This window comes from Pseudomonas sp. C9-3 (assembly GCF_032392015.1).
In the GTDB taxonomy this organism is placed as follows: domain Bacteria; phylum Pseudomonadota; class Gammaproteobacteria; order Pseudomonadales; family Pseudomonadaceae; genus Pseudomonas; species Pseudomonas nitroreducens.
In genome coordinates this window covers 4,079,758-4,095,004 of the sequence record NZ_CP135919.1, presented here as the reverse complement: position 1 = coordinate 4,095,004, position 15,247 = coordinate 4,079,758, and the positions used below count along the sequence as shown (strand labels likewise).

15 protein-coding genes and 1 pseudogene are annotated in these 15,247 nt (G+C 65.3%); 12 read left to right on the top strand and 4 right to left on the bottom strand.

All coding sequences use genetic code 11. The annotated features are described in order from the left end of the window. The first annotated feature begins 34 nt into the window (after positions 1–34). The 11 genes and pseudogenes from RS899_RS18550 (at position 35) to RS899_RS18505 (ending at position 10,154) form a co-directional block, all read left to right on the top strand. Complete coding sequence (locus RS899_RS18550) at positions 35–3,610, top strand: hypothetical protein (protein WP_315807777.1); 3,576 nt, start codon at positions 35–37, stop codon at positions 3,608–3,610. After that, positions 3,610–4,581, top strand: a complete 972-nt coding sequence (locus RS899_RS18545; protein ID WP_315807776.1) for a hypothetical protein — start codon at positions 3,610–3,612, stop codon at positions 4,579–4,581. Before RS899_RS18550 ends, RS899_RS18545 begins: the two co-directional genes overlap by 1 nt. A 155-nt stretch (positions 4,582–4,736) precedes the next feature. Next, positions 4,737–5,360, top strand: coding sequence for a hypothetical protein (locus tag RS899_RS18540; protein WP_315807775.1), 624 nt, complete (start codon positions 4,737–4,739; stop codon positions 5,358–5,360). Continuing rightward, on the top strand, positions 5,360–7,126 hold the full coding sequence (locus RS899_RS18535) for a hypothetical protein (RefSeq protein ID WP_315807774.1): 1,767 nt from the start codon (positions 5,360–5,362) through the stop codon (positions 7,124–7,126). The genes RS899_RS18540 and RS899_RS18535 overlap by 1 nt, the downstream gene beginning before the upstream one ends. Further along, positions 7,126–7,362 (top strand): hypothetical protein, encoded by a 237-nt coding sequence (locus tag RS899_RS18530; RefSeq protein ID WP_315807773.1) that lies wholly within the window; start codon positions 7,126–7,128, stop codon positions 7,360–7,362. Before RS899_RS18535 ends, RS899_RS18530 begins: the two co-directional genes overlap by 1 nt. A 171-nt stretch (positions 7,363–7,533) precedes the next feature. After that, positions 7,534–7,866 (top strand): HNH endonuclease signature motif containing protein, encoded by a 333-nt coding sequence (locus RS899_RS18525; protein ID WP_315807772.1) that lies wholly within the window; start codon positions 7,534–7,536, stop codon positions 7,864–7,866. Positions 7,867–7,925: 59 nt separating this feature from the next. Next, positions 7,926–8,336 (top strand): cell wall hydrolase, encoded by a 411-nt coding sequence (locus RS899_RS18520; RefSeq protein WP_315807771.1) that lies wholly within the window; start codon positions 7,926–7,928, stop codon positions 8,334–8,336. 9 nt (positions 8,337–8,345) lie between these two features. After that, positions 8,346–8,816 (top strand): hypothetical protein, encoded by a 471-nt coding sequence (locus RS899_RS18515; RefSeq protein WP_315807770.1) that lies wholly within the window; start codon positions 8,346–8,348, stop codon positions 8,814–8,816. Next, a pseudogene (locus RS899_RS30880) lies at positions 8,746–8,919 on the top strand (hypothetical protein); the annotation flags it as partial. The gene RS899_RS18515 and the pseudogene RS899_RS30880, both read left to right, overlap by 71 nt. Before the next feature lie 144 nt (positions 8,920–9,063). Beyond that, positions 9,064–9,858, top strand: coding sequence for a DNA adenine methylase (locus RS899_RS18510; protein WP_315807769.1), 795 nt, complete (start codon positions 9,064–9,066; stop codon positions 9,856–9,858). Positions 9,859–9,893: 35 nt separating this feature from the next. Beyond that, positions 9,894–10,154 carry a hypothetical protein gene (locus tag RS899_RS18505; protein WP_315807768.1) on the top strand — a complete coding sequence of 87 codons (261 nt, stop codon included), beginning with the start codon at positions 9,894–9,896 and terminating at the stop codon, positions 10,152–10,154. Here RS899_RS18505 and RS899_RS18500 read toward each other — a convergent pair. Next, positions 10,151–10,840, bottom strand: a complete 690-nt coding sequence (locus RS899_RS18500; RefSeq protein WP_315807767.1) for an SOS response-associated peptidase — start codon at positions 10,838–10,840, stop codon at positions 10,151–10,153. The two genes, RS899_RS18505 and RS899_RS18500, sit on opposite strands and share 4 nt — an antisense overlap. A gap of 10 nt (positions 10,841–10,850) precedes the next feature. Further along, positions 10,851–11,528 (bottom strand): hypothetical protein, encoded by a 678-nt coding sequence (locus RS899_RS18495; RefSeq protein ID WP_315807766.1) that lies wholly within the window; start codon positions 11,526–11,528, stop codon positions 10,851–10,853. 384 nt (positions 11,529–11,912) lie between these two features. Between RS899_RS18495 and RS899_RS18490 the strand changes: the two genes are divergently transcribed. Continuing rightward, positions 11,913–12,413, top strand: coding sequence for a MarR family winged helix-turn-helix transcriptional regulator (locus RS899_RS18490; RefSeq protein ID WP_315807765.1), 501 nt, complete (start codon positions 11,913–11,915; stop codon positions 12,411–12,413). Positions 12,414–12,416: 3 nt separating this feature from the next. Here RS899_RS18490 and RS899_RS18485 read toward each other — a convergent pair whose 3' ends face one another. Next, complete coding sequence (locus tag RS899_RS18485; RefSeq protein ID WP_054908729.1) at positions 12,417–13,166, bottom strand: sulfite exporter TauE/SafE family protein; 750 nt, start codon at positions 13,164–13,166, stop codon at positions 12,417–12,419. 55 nt (positions 13,167–13,221) lie between these two features. Next, positions 13,222–15,189 (bottom strand): bifunctional tRNA (5-methylaminomethyl-2-thiouridine)(34)-methyltransferase MnmD/FAD-dependent 5-carboxymethylaminomethyl-2-thiouridine(34) oxidoreductase MnmC, encoded by a 1,968-nt coding sequence (mnmC, locus tag RS899_RS18480; RefSeq protein ID WP_315807764.1) that lies wholly within the window; start codon positions 15,187–15,189, stop codon positions 13,222–13,224. Between the last annotated feature and the right edge of the window lie 58 nt (positions 15,190–15,247).

The following is a 15,247-nucleotide window of genomic DNA, read 5'->3' as shown; positions in this document are numbered from 1 at the left end:
TCGGCGGGGTTTCTCGTTTCTGGCTGGAGTGCCCATGGCTATCAGCAACGACAACATCAAGCTGCTCAAATCCCAGCGTCTGACCGACGAGGAAGACGGCGGCGGGCGCGCCACTGGCACCGCTGTGGTCGACAGCGAGATCAACAATCTTTTCCCGGATATCTCGCGCCTGGACCGCACCATTGGCCGCATCAACCTGCGCAAGGCCTTTGCCGGCGTGGTGTCGACCAACGACAACCCGTACCTGGGTGCGCACTGCATCCTGACCAAGGCCCCGGCCGACCCTCGCGTTTCCGTCGTGCTGTTCAACACCGGCAGCCAGACCGACGAGCGCGCCGATGCGCGGGACGCCATCGAGTCGTTCGTGGTGCCGGCGGTCGCTGCATCCTTCGAGCTGTTGGGTAACCAGCTGCAGGGACAGCGCGCCATCGCCTGCGTGCAGCGCGAGGAGCAGCGCCTGCCGGAGATCAGCGAGGTGTACCAGCTGGTCAACCAGGGTTACTCGCAGTACGTGCGCTTTACCGCGGTGGAGGCCTCACTGGAGACGTTCACCTACGACTACGGTAACGGCAACTTCTCGACCTTCACCCGACGCCGCCTGGATATCTCCATCAGTTCGCCGCTGCTGGCCCCGTATGCGGGCGGTTCGCCGACGCCGGCCGGCACATCCGCCACCAACATCGCCAACCAGCCCAAGACCCAGGTGCTGTCGACCCAGGTCGCCGACGCGGCTCGCTATTACGGCATCAGCCCGCTGGCTCAAGCAGTTTCGGCCGGCGCACTCAGCGTCACGGTGAAGTCGGTCTATGCCCAGTTGGTGCCCAGCACCACCCGTGAAAATGCGCTGATCGACAAGCTGGCCGGCTACCAGAAGCGCCTGATCCTGGCCACCGGCCCGGCACGCACCGTGGCGATCACCTTCGCCCTGGTCAGCGGCGGGCAGTCGCGCAGCTTCGTCGGCACCGGCATTGCCCCTGGCACTCTGACCCTTACCGTCAACAACGGCGTGTTCGCCGACGACAGCACTGGCAAGCTGCGCTATGTCTCGGGCAGCAACTGGATCACCAGCGGCACCGTTGATTACGAGACCGGCGAGATCAACCTGGTGCGCGCCACGGCCGGCTACACCGGCGCGGCCACTGCCACGATGCAGCCGGGGGCGGCAGCCACTGGCGAGATGGTGACCGGGGAAATCCCCATCGACCTGTCCAACCGTGGCTATGTGTACACCCTGAGTCTGTCCGAGGCGCCGCCTCTGCCCGGAACGCTGGAGGTCAGCTACATGGCCCTGGGCAAGTGGCAGACGCTGCGCGATCCGGGCAATGGCGAGCTGACAGGGCAGGGCAGCGGGACGATCACCTTCGCCACCGGCTCGGTCGCACTGACCCTCAGTGCGCTGCCCGACGTCGGCAGTTCGGTGATTTGGGCGTATGTCGGCCAGAACACCGCGGCCTTCACCCAGCGCACCGGCTCAGCGGCGCAGGCCAAGGCTAAGGTGAGCCGCACGCTGCCGCACCAGGGCATCCTGCCGGGCAGCTACAGCGCGACCTTCAAGGTCGGTGGGGTGACCAAGACCATCACCGACAGTGGCACCGGCACGCTCAGCGGCACCGGTGGCTCGGGCGTGATCAATTACGCCGCCGGCACGGTCTCGATGGAACTGACCGCCACGCCGGATGCCGGGACCGCGATCACCCATGCCTACCAGCAGGGCTCGGTCACCGATACCCCGCTGGCCGTGACGTCGGATAGCTCGGGGATGGCGACCTTCACCATTCCGGGGGCACCGCTCAAGCCGGGCAGCGTGCAGATCAGCTGGCTGACGCGGCGTCGCCAGGCGGTTCCGGCAATCGACAAGAGCATTACCGAGAGTGGCAGCACGCTGCCGGTTTACGAATCCGAGGTGCAAGTCAGCAACGCCCTGACCGACAACACGGCAGGGGGATGGAGCGACGGCCGCGCCGGTAGCATCAACTACTCGACCGGTGCGTGCTCGATGCAGGTGGCCAAGCAGTACGTGTATGTCCAATACACCTACGCCACGCAGAAGAACGGCTTCAAGCCGGACACCCTGGAGTTGGTGAAAACCAACACCAACATGCTGGAGGCCTTCGGTGGCACCCTGACGGTTCGCGCGCAGGCCAGCGGCCAGAGCTACGGCGCGCAGACCGATGTGCAATCGGTGGTGCCGGTGACCCTGGACCTGCTGCCCGGCGTGTCGGAAGCGATCCTGCCGGGCTCGCTGTTGTTCACCTGGGGCGGCGAGACCTACGTCGACCGCTCGGGCATGTTGTACAAGGGCATCAGCTCGGCCACTAACGCCGGCACGGCAGTGGGCTCGGTCGATTACGCCGGGCGCACCGCCACCCTCAGTACCTACAACGCGGGCGCGGGCTCCACCGTGACGGTGCTGGCCTGTCTGACCACCAATGCTGGGTTCAGCGTCAACGCGATGACCTTCCGCACGCCGGGGGCGCCGCTGCGCGCCGGAAGCCTGCAGGTCACGGCGGTGCGCGTCGACACGGCGGCGGTCGTCATGGCCACCGCTGACGCCAACGGCGTGTTCAACCATGCGGTGATCAAGGGCGCGGTGGACATCGACACGGGCATCGTCCGGCTGCGCTTCACCAGCGATCTGAACGACCAGACCGGGGCCAGCGACATTCCGGTGATTCCGCTGCTGCTGCGCTACAACGGGGTGATTTTCTCGACCCTGCCGCTGGACGCCAGCCTGATCGGCCTGGACCCGGTGCGGCTGCCATCGGATGGCCGCGTGCCGCAGTACCGCGAGGCCGACGTGCTGGTGATCCGTCACGTCGCCGAGACTACTGTGGCCAGCCCGATAGCAGGCAGCACACTGCAGTTGGATCGGCAGCAACAGGCCGCCATCGAGGTGGTGGACGCCAATGGCGTGGCACTGGCGCCAACCAGTTACACCGTTAACCGTGAGCTGGGCCGGGTGACCTGGGGCAACCCTCTGGTGCTGAAGAACGCCGCCGGTGACCCGCTCAGCCTGCCGCTGGTGATTCAGGATCGCGTCGAGCACATGACCTTGTGCACCGAGGTGCAGATCAGCGGTGACATCGGCTTTTCCTCGCCGCTGCCGTGGGATCTGCCGGCGGATGAAACGACGGTGTCCAGCGCGGTGAGCTGGGGCGATCTGCAGTCGCGCTATCACCACTGGTTCACCCAAAAGGCCTGGAACACCGGGGCGCCCAACTGGACCGACGCGCCTATCGGCGAGACCACCACGGCGAACTACAACACGCTCAGTTACCCGCCGATCATCACCAACCAGGGCGCAATCGACGGCAAGTGGGCGTTGGTGTTCACCTCGCCGACCACCTACCAGGTCGTCGAGGAAAAGCTGGGGGTGATCACCACCGGCAACACCACGACCGACTGCGCGCCGATCAACCCGGAGAACACGATGCCGTATTTCACCATCCGCAAAGAAGGCTGGGGCAGCGGCTGGGCGGCGGCCAACGCCGTGCGCTTCAACACCGACTCCGCGCTGGGGCCGCTGTGGATCGCGCGCACGGTGCTGAGCGGTCAGGGCACGGTCGAGGACGACAAGTTCGCGCTGCAGATTCGAGGGGATGCTGACTGATGGCAACCGTCTATCACCGCGACGACGCGGGGGCTCCGACGTACTCGATGGGGTCCGTTGTGCCGAGCAACACGATGCACTTCGAGGCTGTCCGCACCATCCTCAAGGCCTGCCTGGTAAGTGGGTATGGCGCGAAACCCGCCGCCGGCTGGACGCTGGTGGCGGAGTCGACCAACTACATCGTGCTGCGCAATGGCTCCATGAGTGGCTATGTGTGCCTGACATGGTCGGGCGCCGGGACCGCCTACATCGATGTCTACGTGGCTGAGACCTTTACCGGCATGTCCGGCAACTACATGACGGGCGACGGGCTCAAGTCCGGCATCGCTGCCAACAATGCGACGCCCCAGCGCATTGCGCTGTCGTCGTTTGTGTACAACACCTCGGTGCACACCTGGACGCTGATCGCTGACAGTCGAACCTTTGTGATCAACCTTTGCTCGATGCAAAGCTCTTCTGCCGGGGAAATCACGAACACTTCGGTCGGCAACTTCTGTTCTGTCCTATATGTCGGAGAGGACAGTGCAGGCAACTTCATCTCCACCGGCGGGCAGAACACCACCGCGACGTCCCCCGTGAATTACTTCGGTTTGGCCGGGGGGACGGCGCTTAAGGACCCGCGCTCGGGCCTGCTGATCGGCGCTGGTGCGTTGCCTGGCTTTACAGTGTTCAGCTCCGGTGTAACGCAGGGCTGGAGCGAAGTGGTGCCGATCCTCAAGACGTCCTTGGCGCGTTCGATTTGGGGCTTTAACGGTGGGCTGGGCGGCTATCTGCGAGGCGTTGCATTTCCGGTGGATGTGTTTGCGCACTTTCCATCGAAAGCGGCGCAGTGCCTTGGTCTGCCCGTAGCGCTCACCACGCGTAATGTGAATACGCCGATTGATCTTGGCGATGGGTTTACCTACTTCGCCACCGCCCACAACTATCAGTCGGCCTTTCGGCTGATCACCAACAACCCGGAGTTCTGGTGATGGCGACCCTTCGTAGCGTGTACCCAGTGCAGGCCGCCAGGGTTGATTCGCCTAAGGTCACGCTGCGTTTCCGCTTGCTGCGTGAAGGGGAGGTGACGACCGGGGAGAAGTTCCTGCGGCTCTTCCGGGGTTGGGACACCATCAGCCAGCTCTGCATGGCGTTTCATGCAGAGCCAGGGCAGGGCGAGTTCACGCAGACCTACGTTGTCGACCAGGCCACGCTGCTTGCTCAGGGGCAGTGGCTGGCGGCGGGTATGGATGATGCGGCGCCGCGCCTGACTCGCGCGGTGTACCTGAGCCTCAACGACTCCAAGACCTACACCTTCAACATCACCAGCGGTGAGGGTTCGGCCGGCGGCGATGCGGCGGAGTTCAACGCGCGGGTGCGGGTCGACGGCGCCCTGGCGGAGCGCGAAGTGGTGTTCATCGAGAAGCCCTCGAACGGGCAGTACCGCGTGGCCGGCTACGGTCCCGCAGAGGGTGGCGATGGCGTCATCGACCTGAAGGTGACAGACGGCGTGGTGTACGCCCTCGCCATGGATGACTGGGGAACGCTGTTCCAGCCAAACCTCGATGTCGTAGAGGACCAGGTGATCAGGCCGTCGCTGATGCTGGGGTGGCTGTACCGCGTGACCCAAGCCGGCCGCCTACCGGCTGCCGAGCCCGACTGGTGGGACGAGACCCTGGTCGGACCGCAGCCGCTGGGCACGGCTCGGGCAGAGGCGATCCGCTATTACCGCCCGCTGGCCCATGGGCCGCAAGCTGTGGAGAAGACCTGATGTTGACCCATGACGCCGTGGCCGGCTGGAGCAAGGCCCGCCATCAGTTCGATCTTGCGCGCCATTCGGAATGGGGAGCAGTGTCGCGCAGGGACGCGAAGGCGACCGGAAGCTGGGGCGAGGGAACGCCCCAGGATGCCAGCATGTCCGGGGCCTGGGATGAGGTGCCGTGGCGCGATCAGCAACGTGGCTCGGCTTGGGAATGGGCAACTGATCTGGACGCCGCCACCGGCAGCCGATGGGACACGGTGGCGCCCAAGGACATGTCGATGTTGTCCGCGTGGGATCGGTCCATCCGGGCCAGGGACACCCGCCTGCGGCTGATCTACAACCCTCGGCCGGCCTGGCGAGACACGACCGTTGAGCAAGTCTGGAACCGCTGCGATGAGTTCGGCCCTCGCTTCGATGCGGCAGCCGCGCGAGCCGCGAGCCTGTACGTGCCTACGCCAGGACTGGTGGATTTCAGCTTTGGCGGGGCGCGCTACGTGCCGGGCGGCGCGGGCGTGGTCTTCTTCGAGTTCAGCTACCAGGCGCCGCACCATGCCATCCAGCCGGTGGACAGCGGGGCGGTGGTGCGCTTCACCCCGGCGCGCATCGTGGACGCCATGCGCACCCTGCCATGGGGCTGGGGCACGCCCACCGACCCGAAGCCAACCGGCATCGTTTACCCGGACTATCCGGGGCCAGTGATCGTGATCGATCCGCCCCAGGAACCCGACATTCTGGAGACCTACATGATCGCCAACACGGTCACGCTGGTGGACGTGGCCACCGGCACGCCGCTGGATGCCAGCAGCATCGACATCGGCCTGGATATCGACAGCTTCGCGTGGACCTTCAGCGCCGAACTGTTCGGACGTACCTCGCTGAACCTGGTGAAGCAGGACGCTGCCGGGCCGAAAACGGTAGAGCTGACCATCAACGGCTGGGTCTGGCGCTTCCTGGTGGAGCGCTACAGCGGCAGCGGCAAACACGGCAGCGAGCGCTACAGCATCAGCGGCAGCAGCCGCACTCAGCTGCTCGCCGCACCCTACGCGCCCGCGCGCAGCGGCATGAACACTGCCGCGCTCAACGCACGCAACGTCGTGGACGATCAGCTCGAGTTCACCGGCTTTACCGCCAACTGGGACGCCGTGGCAATGGGGCCGCCGGATTGGTCGCTGCCGGCCGGCGCCTTCAGCTATTCCGAGATGACGCCGATGGAGGTGGTCCACCGCCTGGCCGAGGTGGCTGGCGGAATCGTGCGGCCTTCGCTGGCGGGAGATTCCTTCACCATCCTGCCGCGCTACCGCGAGGCGACCTGGTACTGGCACCAGGCAGTCCCCGATTGCATCGTGCCGGCGGAGATCGTGGCCGAATGGGGCAGCGAGTGGAGCCCGCAGACCGCCTGGAATTTCGTGTATGTGAGCGGCATCAACTACGGCGTGTCGGTGCAGGTCCGGCGTGCCGGTACGGCAGGCGATGAGCCGGCACCGGACGTCATGGAGGAGTGGATGACCGGCACCGATCCGGCGCGCACGCGTGGCATCTGCGAACTGAGCAAGGGCGGCAACCAAGCCATCGAGACCCGACGCATTCCGCTGTTCGAGAACGGCGGCAGCGCGCCAGGCCTGGTGCAGCCGGGCATGCTGGTGGAGTTCCGCGACCCCGGCGACATCTGGCGCGGCCTATGCCTGGGCGTGAGCATTCGCGCCGAAGGCATCGGCGCCGCCAAGGTCTGGCAGACCCTGAAGATCGAACGCCACTACGACGAGGGCAGCAGCTGATGGCAACCGTGAACCCGTGGAAAAAGTTCATCGGCCTGCTGCCTGGAGGCGCCAAGACGGTGGGGGAGGTAGTCAGCGTCAACACCTCGGCCGGCACCTGCGTGGTGGAGTTGCGCAACGGCAACCATGTGGTTGCCCGCGGCACCACCGTGTCGGCCGGACAGAATGCCTTCATCAGCGATGGGCAGGTGATGGGGCAGGCGCCGAGCCTGCCCCAGTACGACTTCGAGGTATAGCGGCAGGGCGCGTGGTGGGTTACATTTCTCGGACCTGCTCCAGAGTGAGCAGGCTGGGGTGTTTTTAGGCACTCCTGGCCATGTCTTTTCAGGCTGGTCACCGTTCGGATCGTTTTCTTCGTACGACGGACTTCCTTTCACAAGGGGGCCGCCGTGCCCCAGGAAAACGACATGACCATCAGCAAAACCCGCGCTAAAGCCTTTCAACGCCAGTCCGGCCGCTGCACCTACTGCGGCTGCCCCATGTGGCAATCCTCCCCCGAGCAGTTCGCCCACCAGCATCAGGTCACGCGAAAGCAGGCCAGCGCATTCCGCTGCACTGCTGAGCATTTGCGCGCCCGCTGTGATGGTGGGGGCAATACCGCGAGCAACATTGCCGCGGCCTGCCAGTTTTGCAACTCACAACGCCATAGAGCGGCGAAGCCGCTGGAGCCGGACGCCTACCGCGCGAAGGTGCGAAAGCGCATGGCAAAGGGTGGCTGGCATACGGCCCATCCGGCCTGAATGCAGATACACCAACCAAGCCCGCCACCTGGCGGGCTTTTTCATGCCTGGAGAAAAGCATGAGCGATCGTGAAGTGGATGTGCTGGCGCGGACCCTCTGGGGGGAAGCGCGCGGCGAAGGGTTCGCCGGCATGGTTGCCGTCGGGTTCACCATCAAGAACCGCGCTGCCCGTCCGGGCTGGTGGGGCAAGGACATCATCAGTGTGTGCCAGCACCCCTGGCAGTACAGCTGCTGGAACGTGAAGGACCCGAACTATCCGTACCTGAGTGGCTCCCGGCCGATCCCTTCGGCCGAGTACGTGAAGGCGCGAGAGGCGGCCCTGGTCGTAATCGCCGGCCGACAGTCCGACCCAACGGGCGGCGCCACACATTACTACTCGACCAGCATGAAAACGCCGCCGGCGTGGTCGGTGAAGGCCAAACAGACGGTGCAGATCGGTCGGCACCGCTTCTTCCGTGACGTGCCGTAGGAGGTGGCCATGCCGACTTTCTCCTGGGGCAACGGTGTCCGTGTGCTGATTGTGGCCCTGCTGCTGGCGCTGGGCGTGGCGCTTACCTGGTGGGGGCTGGCGCCACGCATCGACTTGGAGGCGCAGCGCGCCGATCGAGCGGAGGCAGCTGCCAGTGATGCGCAACAAATGGTGGACCTGCAGGCCCGAGTCCTGGCCGAGCAGCAACGCCAGATAGGTGCTGTCACCGAGATATTCCAACGCATGCGGCAGCTGGAGCAGGCCGTTTCAACCAATACCAGGGCGCAGAGCGCCGCCTTCGAGGAGCTTCGACGAAATGACCAGGCCGTTGCTGAGTATCTCGGGTTGCCTGTTCCTGCTGACCTTGGCCGGCTGTACGAGCGTCCCGCCACAACCGACCCCGCCGCCTACCGTAGCCCAGCAGTTTTGCCCGTTGGTGGCGTGCCAGCTACCGGCGCGGCCGGCAGTTCTGGTCAATGACCAGTGGCGCCAGGCACTGGATATGACCGAAGCCGCGCTGGTCAGTTGCGCGAGCCAGGTCCTCGAGTGCATCCAGGTCCAGGACGCCCAGCGCCAGAAATGAAAGGAGCGACCGGTGCGGTGCTGCAACACCTCGCCGGCCGCCGAACCTGCAGAACATCCCTGCAAGCCCAGCCCAGGCTCCCGCCTCGTGCACGAAGCGAGGCGAGTCTAACACCTGTTTATCCATACAGTATAGGCTTGCAAAATGACCAACCCGATTTTCCCCTGGATGGGCGGCAAACGCCGCCTTGCCGACCGCCTTATCCCGCTGTTCCCACCTCACGAGTGCTATGTCGAGGTCTTTGCCGGCGGCGCCGCGCTCTTCTTCCTGCGCCCGGTGCCGGCCAAGACCGAGGTGCTCAATGATCTCAACGGCGACATCGTCTGCCTCTACCGCGTGGTGAAAAATCACCTCGAGGAGTTCGTCCGCCAGTTCAAGTGGGCGATTTCCAGCCGCCAGGTCTTCGAGTGGCAGAAGCTCACCCGGCCCGAAGTGCTCACCGACATCCAGCGCGCGGCGCGCTTCTTCTACCTGCAACACCACGCCTTCGGCGGCAAGGTGTCTGGTCAGACTTTCGGCACCGCCACGACTGGACCTGCGATCAACCTACTGCGCATCGAGGAGAACCTTTCCTCGGCTTGGCAGCGCCTGGCTGGCACCTATGTGGAAAACCTGCCTTGGCTTGAGTGCGCTGAGCGCTACGACCGCGAGCACACCTTTCACTACATGGACCCACCGTACTGGCAGACCGAGGGCTATGGCGTCGACTTCCCGTTCAGCCAGTACGAACTGATGGCCGACTTCATGCGTCGCTGCAAGGGCAAGGTCATGGTCAGCATCAACGACCATCCCGATATCCGCCGGGTGTTCGCGGGCTTCCACATGGAGCGCCTGGATATCCGCTACTCCAACACGAACCAGCGGCAGGGCACGGCCGAGGTGACGGGCGAGCTGGTGATCATGAACTGGGAACCAGGTGCGTTCGGCGGACTGTTCTGAGGCTACAATGCCGGCCTCGATCACAGGAGGTCGGCATGCTCAGAATTCGATCCAACGGCGGCACGCGGCTAAGCCTTGAGCGGCTGGTCACCAAAACTGGCCAGTACGGCGTCTGGGAGTTCCACGTTGCGGCCAACTCCGAGATGTTTCCCGGACTCCAGGCTGGGCGTCATGCAGCACTGCTGCCGGCAGAGCCAAAGGAAGGACAGGAAGTGGAGCTCTTCGCCATGCTGTCGACGAACTCTCCTCAGGAAGAGTGGAAGCCCATCGGAAAGGGTGTGGCGCACTACCTCTAGATCGGCTCGATCAACTGCGCGCCCTGGTTCCTGACGCTCCCGACGTCCGTCGAGATGCGGTAGGCCTCGAAGTCCCGCCGCGCCAGGGCGATGGTGTCGTAGGCCAACTCCAGCGAGGTCTCGGGCGATAGCCAGGTCTTCCACTGCTCCGGCGCCAGGATCACCGGCATCCGGTGGTGGATGGCTGATACCAGCCCCTGGGCCTCCTTGGTCAGCAGCGCGCAGGATGTGATCGGCTCACCCTCCGGCGGCGCCCAGGTCGACCAGATCCCGGCGATCGCCAGCACGTCGCCGTCGATGGCGTGATGGTAGTAGGGCTGGTGCGTGTCTTTGCCGGCCTTGTTCCTCGCCGGCTCCTTCTCGTTCCACTCATACCAACCGGCTGCCGGCATCAGGCAGCGCCGGTGCCGAATCGCATCCCGCCACATAGGCTTCGTCGGCGCTTCCTCGCTTCGTGCGTTGAAGGTCAGCGCCGGCGGCTTCTCCTTCTTCCACCAGAACGGGATCAGCCCCCAGCGGGCGGCCACCACTTCCTGTTCTCCCGCCTCGTTCAGGAGCACCATCGGCACCTGGCTGGTCGGCGCGACATTGTACGCGCGATCAATCCAGCGCCCGGAGTTCCCCCTTCCTATATGCCAGTACCGCTCCATTGCGGCTTCTTCTGGCGTCACGTATCTCCCGCACATTCCCAGATCCTCAAACCGTAACCCGAATGAAGCCTAGCCCGGTGCACTGGTCGCAGTCCTCCCGCCCGTCGAAGCGGTCCCGGCAGGCAGGGCAGACCCTGAAAGGACTTACGCCTGCGCGCTCGCTGAGGTGACCCGCCCCGTCGGTGTCGCCAGCCTCGCGAGCCGCCTCGATCGCATCCAGCGCCAAGCGAAAGCAGTCTGGGTCGGTTATGGCCTCGACATACTCGCCGCCCTTCAGGTAGCGGCCTGCCTCGACCAGAGTGAAGCGCCGGCCGTTCTCCATGATCAGCGCTAGCCCCTGCAGCGATCCGGCGAGAAACGTGAAACCAGTCCCGCTGAATGCCTGTAGTTGCCCCTGGTCTCCATGCTGGATTAGTAGCGGCCACTTCGCCCCGGTGAACAGCAGGACTCCCCGCGTGGCAGTTCCGACCTTGCACCAGTTGGAGTCGAAGACGTCGTACGCGGACGATTGGTGAAACAGTTCGGAGGCCCGCTGCTCGATCGCGAAGGAGTAGGCGCCGGTGATGAGGTCGCACAGCTCGAGCCATTCGTCGGCGGTCACCACGCCGCGGACACGGAGAGCCTGGGCACTATCGCTTAGTGCTCGACGATGTTCCTCTGGGTGCGCCATCAGGTCACGCCGGCTGTTCAGCTTGGCGTGCCACTCTGTCAGTTCGGGGTGCACGGTGATGTATTCAGTGTGCTGTATGGATATACAGTTTAAGTGGAGCTTGGGATGGAATGAAAGGGGTGCCCAGGACGGGCGAGGCGGGGGCGTGCTCGTACCACTTTTTGTACCAAAACGATGATCTAAAGGGGGATTCAGGGGCTGGAGAAGGCCCTAGAATCCCCTCTAGGGCGCATGTTTAGTCCTCCTGCTATTCCGCACATGTCCTTACCGGATCTCCGTTGGGGATGAAGTGGGTGGCGTCTCATGGACGCCTGTGGGGCGCGACAGCGTCGAGGTGCGACGCCTTCTTACGCGGCCCATAGGGGATGACCCGTCGATCTGGCGAGAGTTCTATTTGATTTCATTGAGGAAAAATGACGGAGCAGCAGGTGGACTGACATGGCCGACAGCAAGACTTCGATGCGCAACGCCCACGCACTCTCGATGTTGCAGGCCCTGCGGCGCCTGCAACAGGCGGCGGAGGTGCACTCCAAGAGCCTGGGCCGGGATGGCGAACTGACACCGCTGCAGTTGCTGATCCTGCAGGTGGTGGAGTTGGAGGGGGAGATAACCGCTGGTCAGTTGGCGCGGCATGTGGCGCTGTCCCAGTCATCGCTTTCCGGTGCGCTGGCCCGGTTGGAAAGCAAGGGGCTGCTGACGCGGCGGCGCGACGATGATGACCGTCGCAAGCAATGGATGAGCCTTGAAGCCGATGGCCGCAAAGCGCTGAAACACAGCCCGGCGCTACTGCCCGAGCACGCCCTGGAACGCTTCGCCGGTTTACCCGAATGGGAGCAGCACGCGATTCTCGCCGGGCTGTTGCGCGCGGCCGAGCTGTTCGAGACGCCGGGGAGCGGCGTCGAGGAAGAAGAAGAGGAAGAAGAGGAAGAAGAGTTCTGAGCGTCAGCTCATCAGTTTCTGTGCCGCCAGGGACAGGCTGACCGCCACCAGCATCAGCGCGAACAGGCGCTGCAACGTCGCGCCGCCAAGGCGCACCGCCAGGCGATTGCCGAACAGCACGCCCAGTGCACCGCCCGCCGCCAGGCACGCCAGCAAGGGCAGCGGTGGCTGTGCGTGGGTCAGGTAGAGCAGGAACCCGCCGCCGGACACCAGCGCGATCACCGCCATGGACGTCGCGGTTGCCGCCATCATCGACAGCGGCGTGAACCACAGCAGCCCCGGCACGATCAGGAAGCCGCCGCCGACACCCATCAGGCCGGACAGCATTCCCACCGCCAACCCCACCGCAAGCAGCGGACCGTTGCGCGTCGGCTGGTCGGACACGCGCGGCTGGCTGGAGCCCTGCCACATGCGCCAGGCCGACCACAGCACCAGCACGCAGAAGCCAATGATCAGCCAGCCATCGGGCACGAACTTGCCCAGCCACTGGCCGATGGCGTTGCCCGGCCAGCCGGTGATCACCAGCCAGAACAGCGGCTTCCACGCCACCTGGCCTTGCCGCGCGCGCGGCACCGCGCCGATGGCGGCCGAAAGCGCCACCGCGCCCAGGCTGACGCCAATGGCATCGTGCAACGGCAGGTGCAGGCTGAGCAGCAGCGGCAGCGCCACCAGCGAGCCGCCGGCGCCGGTCAGGCCCAGCAGCAGCCCGAGGATCAGGCCGATGGCGGAGGATTCAAGCAGCAGTGCATCCATGTCGGTGGTCCGCTCTGGAAGCTGGTCGCGGTCCTGTCGCTGGACCGCGAGATGATCAGGCGTTCTTCTGGCCGCGCACGATGTCGCGCAGGAAGAAACGGTTCGGGTGGCAGGCCTCGGCCACGGCACGGGGCAAGGGTAGCGGTTCGTCGTCGATCCAGGCAGCGAGCAACTCGCCAGCCAGCGGCGCGGTGACCAGCCCGCGGGAGCCGTGGGCGCTGTTCAGGTACAGGCCGTCGAGCCACGGGCACGGAGTTTCCGGCACCTGGCGCGCATCCTTGCCCAGTACAGCGTAGGCGCTGGCGAAGGCTTCGCGGTCGGCCAGCGGGCCCACCAGTGGCAGGTAGTCCGGCGTGGTGCAGCGGAAGGCGGCGCGGCCCTGCAGCGTTGCCGGGTCCAGTTGGGCGATGTGCATGCGTTCGCTCAGGTCTGTGGATATTTCCGCCAGCAGGTCGAGGTTGCCCAGGTGTTCTTCCAATGATGGCTCAGTGTCGTCTCGCTTGAATTCGAAACTGGCGCCTAGGGTGTGCTCGCCGTGACGCGGCGGGGCGACGTAGCCTTCGGCGCAGACCACGGTGCTCAATGCAGCGCTTTCGGCGGTGGCCGGCACACGGGTGATCTGCCCGCGAATGCGCTTCATCGGCAGGCTCGATGCGCCTTCGAAGCGGCGCACCTCGGCGGCGGTGGCAAGGATGGCGACGGGCGCGCTGGCAAGTTTCGCGTCGCCGCTCCAGGCGCTCCAGCCATCGGCTTCGCGTTGCAGGCGGACTTCCTCGCCGGCCAGCACGCGGATGTTCGGATGTTGCGCCAGGTGCCGGCACAAGGCCGGCGGATGTACCCAGCCACCTTCGGGATAGAACAGCCCGCCGGCGGGCAGGCCGACGCCGGCGAGGTTTTCCGCCTCGGCCTTGTCCAGCAGGCGCAGCAGCGAGCCGGGGAAGGCTTCGGCGAGCTTCGCCTGGCGGCCGGCCTCGGCTTCATCAAAGCCCAGTTGCAGCACGCCACAGTCGGACCATTCCTCGCCTTTCTGCAGACGCTGGATCAGCCGCCGGGTATGCCCGAAGCCGCTGACGATCAGCCGCGACAGTGCGGTGCCGTGGGCGGACAGCTTGAGGTAGAGCACGCCCTGGGGATTGCCCGAGGCTTCCTCGGCAAGGCCGGCATGACGCTCGATCAGGGTCACCTGCCAGCCGCGTGCGGCGAGACTCGCGGCGCTGGCGCAACCGGCCATGCCGCCGCCGATCACCAGGGCTTCGCGCGCTCCTTTCGCGCGAGCAGGGCGGGCGTACCAGGGCTTGCCGGCGGGCTGTTCGAGGCCGATGAATTCGCCCTGGGACATCTCCCATTTCTTGCCGAAGCCCAGGGTACGGCGAATCTTGAAGCCGGCTGCGCCCAGTCCGCGGCGGACGAAACCGGCGCTGGTAAAGGTGGCGAGGGTCGTGCCCGGTGCCGAAAGACGGGCCAGCTGCGCGTAGAGCGCGTCGTTCCACATCTGTGGGTTCTTCGCCGGAGAGAAACCGTCGAGGAACCAGGCGTCGATGCGTGCGTCCAGCTCCGGCAGCGTGTCCAGTACATCGCCAATCAGCAGGCTCAGCACCACGCGGCCGCCCGCGAAGACGAAGCGCTGGAAGCCGGGATTGATCGCCACGTACTGCTCCAGCACCTGCCCCGACAGGTGCGCCAGCTCCGGCCAGAGGGCGAAGGCGCGGCGCAGGTCTTCAGGGGCTACCGGGTACTTCTCGGTGGTGACGAAGTGCAGCCGTGCACCGCCAGGTGCCAGTGCTTCGAACAATTGCCAGGCACAGAGGAAGTTCAGCCCGGTGCCGAATCCGGTCTCGCCAATGCACAGGCGCCCGCCCGCTGGTAGCGCCGCGAAGCGCTCTGGCAGACGGTTGCCGTCGATGAACACGTGGTGCGTTTCGGCAATGCCCGAGTCGCGGGAGAAATACACGTCGCCATAGACGCGGGAAGTGGGCTGGCCGTTCTCGTCCCAGTCGATCTGGGCGCTGCTGATATCTGGCATGAAGGAATGCAGGGCAGGGAAGCGAAGGCGGCAGTTTAGCCGATCCATTCCGAGGACA

Excerpts from the sequence above, each read along its gene's own strand:
- RS899_RS18525 (WP_315807772.1), top strand. The coding sequence starts at position 7,534 with ATGACCATCAGCAAAACCCGCGCTAAAGCCTTTCAACGCCAGTCCGGC.
- RS899_RS18545 (WP_315807776.1), top strand. The coding sequence starts at position 3,610 with ATGGCAACCGTCTATCACCGCGACGACGCGGGGGCTCCGACGTACTCG.
- mnmC (WP_315807764.1), bottom strand. The coding sequence starts at position 15,189 with ATGCCAGATATCAGCAGCGCCCAGATCGACTGGGACGAGAACGGCCAG.
- RS899_RS18530 (WP_315807773.1), top strand. The coding sequence starts at position 7,126 with ATGGCAACCGTGAACCCGTGGAAAAAGTTCATCGGCCTGCTGCCTGGA.
- RS899_RS18535 (WP_315807774.1), top strand. The coding sequence starts at position 5,360 with ATGTTGACCCATGACGCCGTGGCCGGCTGGAGCAAGGCCCGCCATCAG.
- RS899_RS18490 (WP_315807765.1), top strand. The coding sequence starts at position 11,913 with ATGGCCGACAGCAAGACTTCGATGCGCAACGCCCACGCACTCTCGATG.
- RS899_RS18500 (WP_315807767.1), bottom strand. The coding sequence starts at position 10,840 with ATGTGCGGGAGATACGTGACGCCAGAAGAAGCCGCAATGGAGCGGTAC.
- RS899_RS18540 (WP_315807775.1), top strand. The coding sequence starts at position 4,737 with ATGGCGTTTCATGCAGAGCCAGGGCAGGGCGAGTTCACGCAGACCTAC.
- RS899_RS18550 (WP_315807777.1), top strand. The coding sequence starts at position 35 with ATGGCTATCAGCAACGACAACATCAAGCTGCTCAAATCCCAGCGTCTG.
- RS899_RS18510 (WP_315807769.1), top strand. The coding sequence starts at position 9,064 with ATGACCAACCCGATTTTCCCCTGGATGGGCGGCAAACGCCGCCTTGCC.
- RS899_RS18485 (WP_054908729.1), bottom strand. The coding sequence starts at position 13,166 with ATGGATGCACTGCTGCTTGAATCCTCCGCCATCGGCCTGATCCTCGGG.
- RS899_RS18505 (WP_315807768.1), top strand. The coding sequence starts at position 9,894 with ATGCTCAGAATTCGATCCAACGGCGGCACGCGGCTAAGCCTTGAGCGG.
- RS899_RS18520 (WP_315807771.1), top strand. The coding sequence starts at position 7,926 with ATGAGCGATCGTGAAGTGGATGTGCTGGCGCGGACCCTCTGGGGGGAA.
- RS899_RS18515 (WP_315807770.1), top strand. The coding sequence starts at position 8,346 with ATGCCGACTTTCTCCTGGGGCAACGGTGTCCGTGTGCTGATTGTGGCC.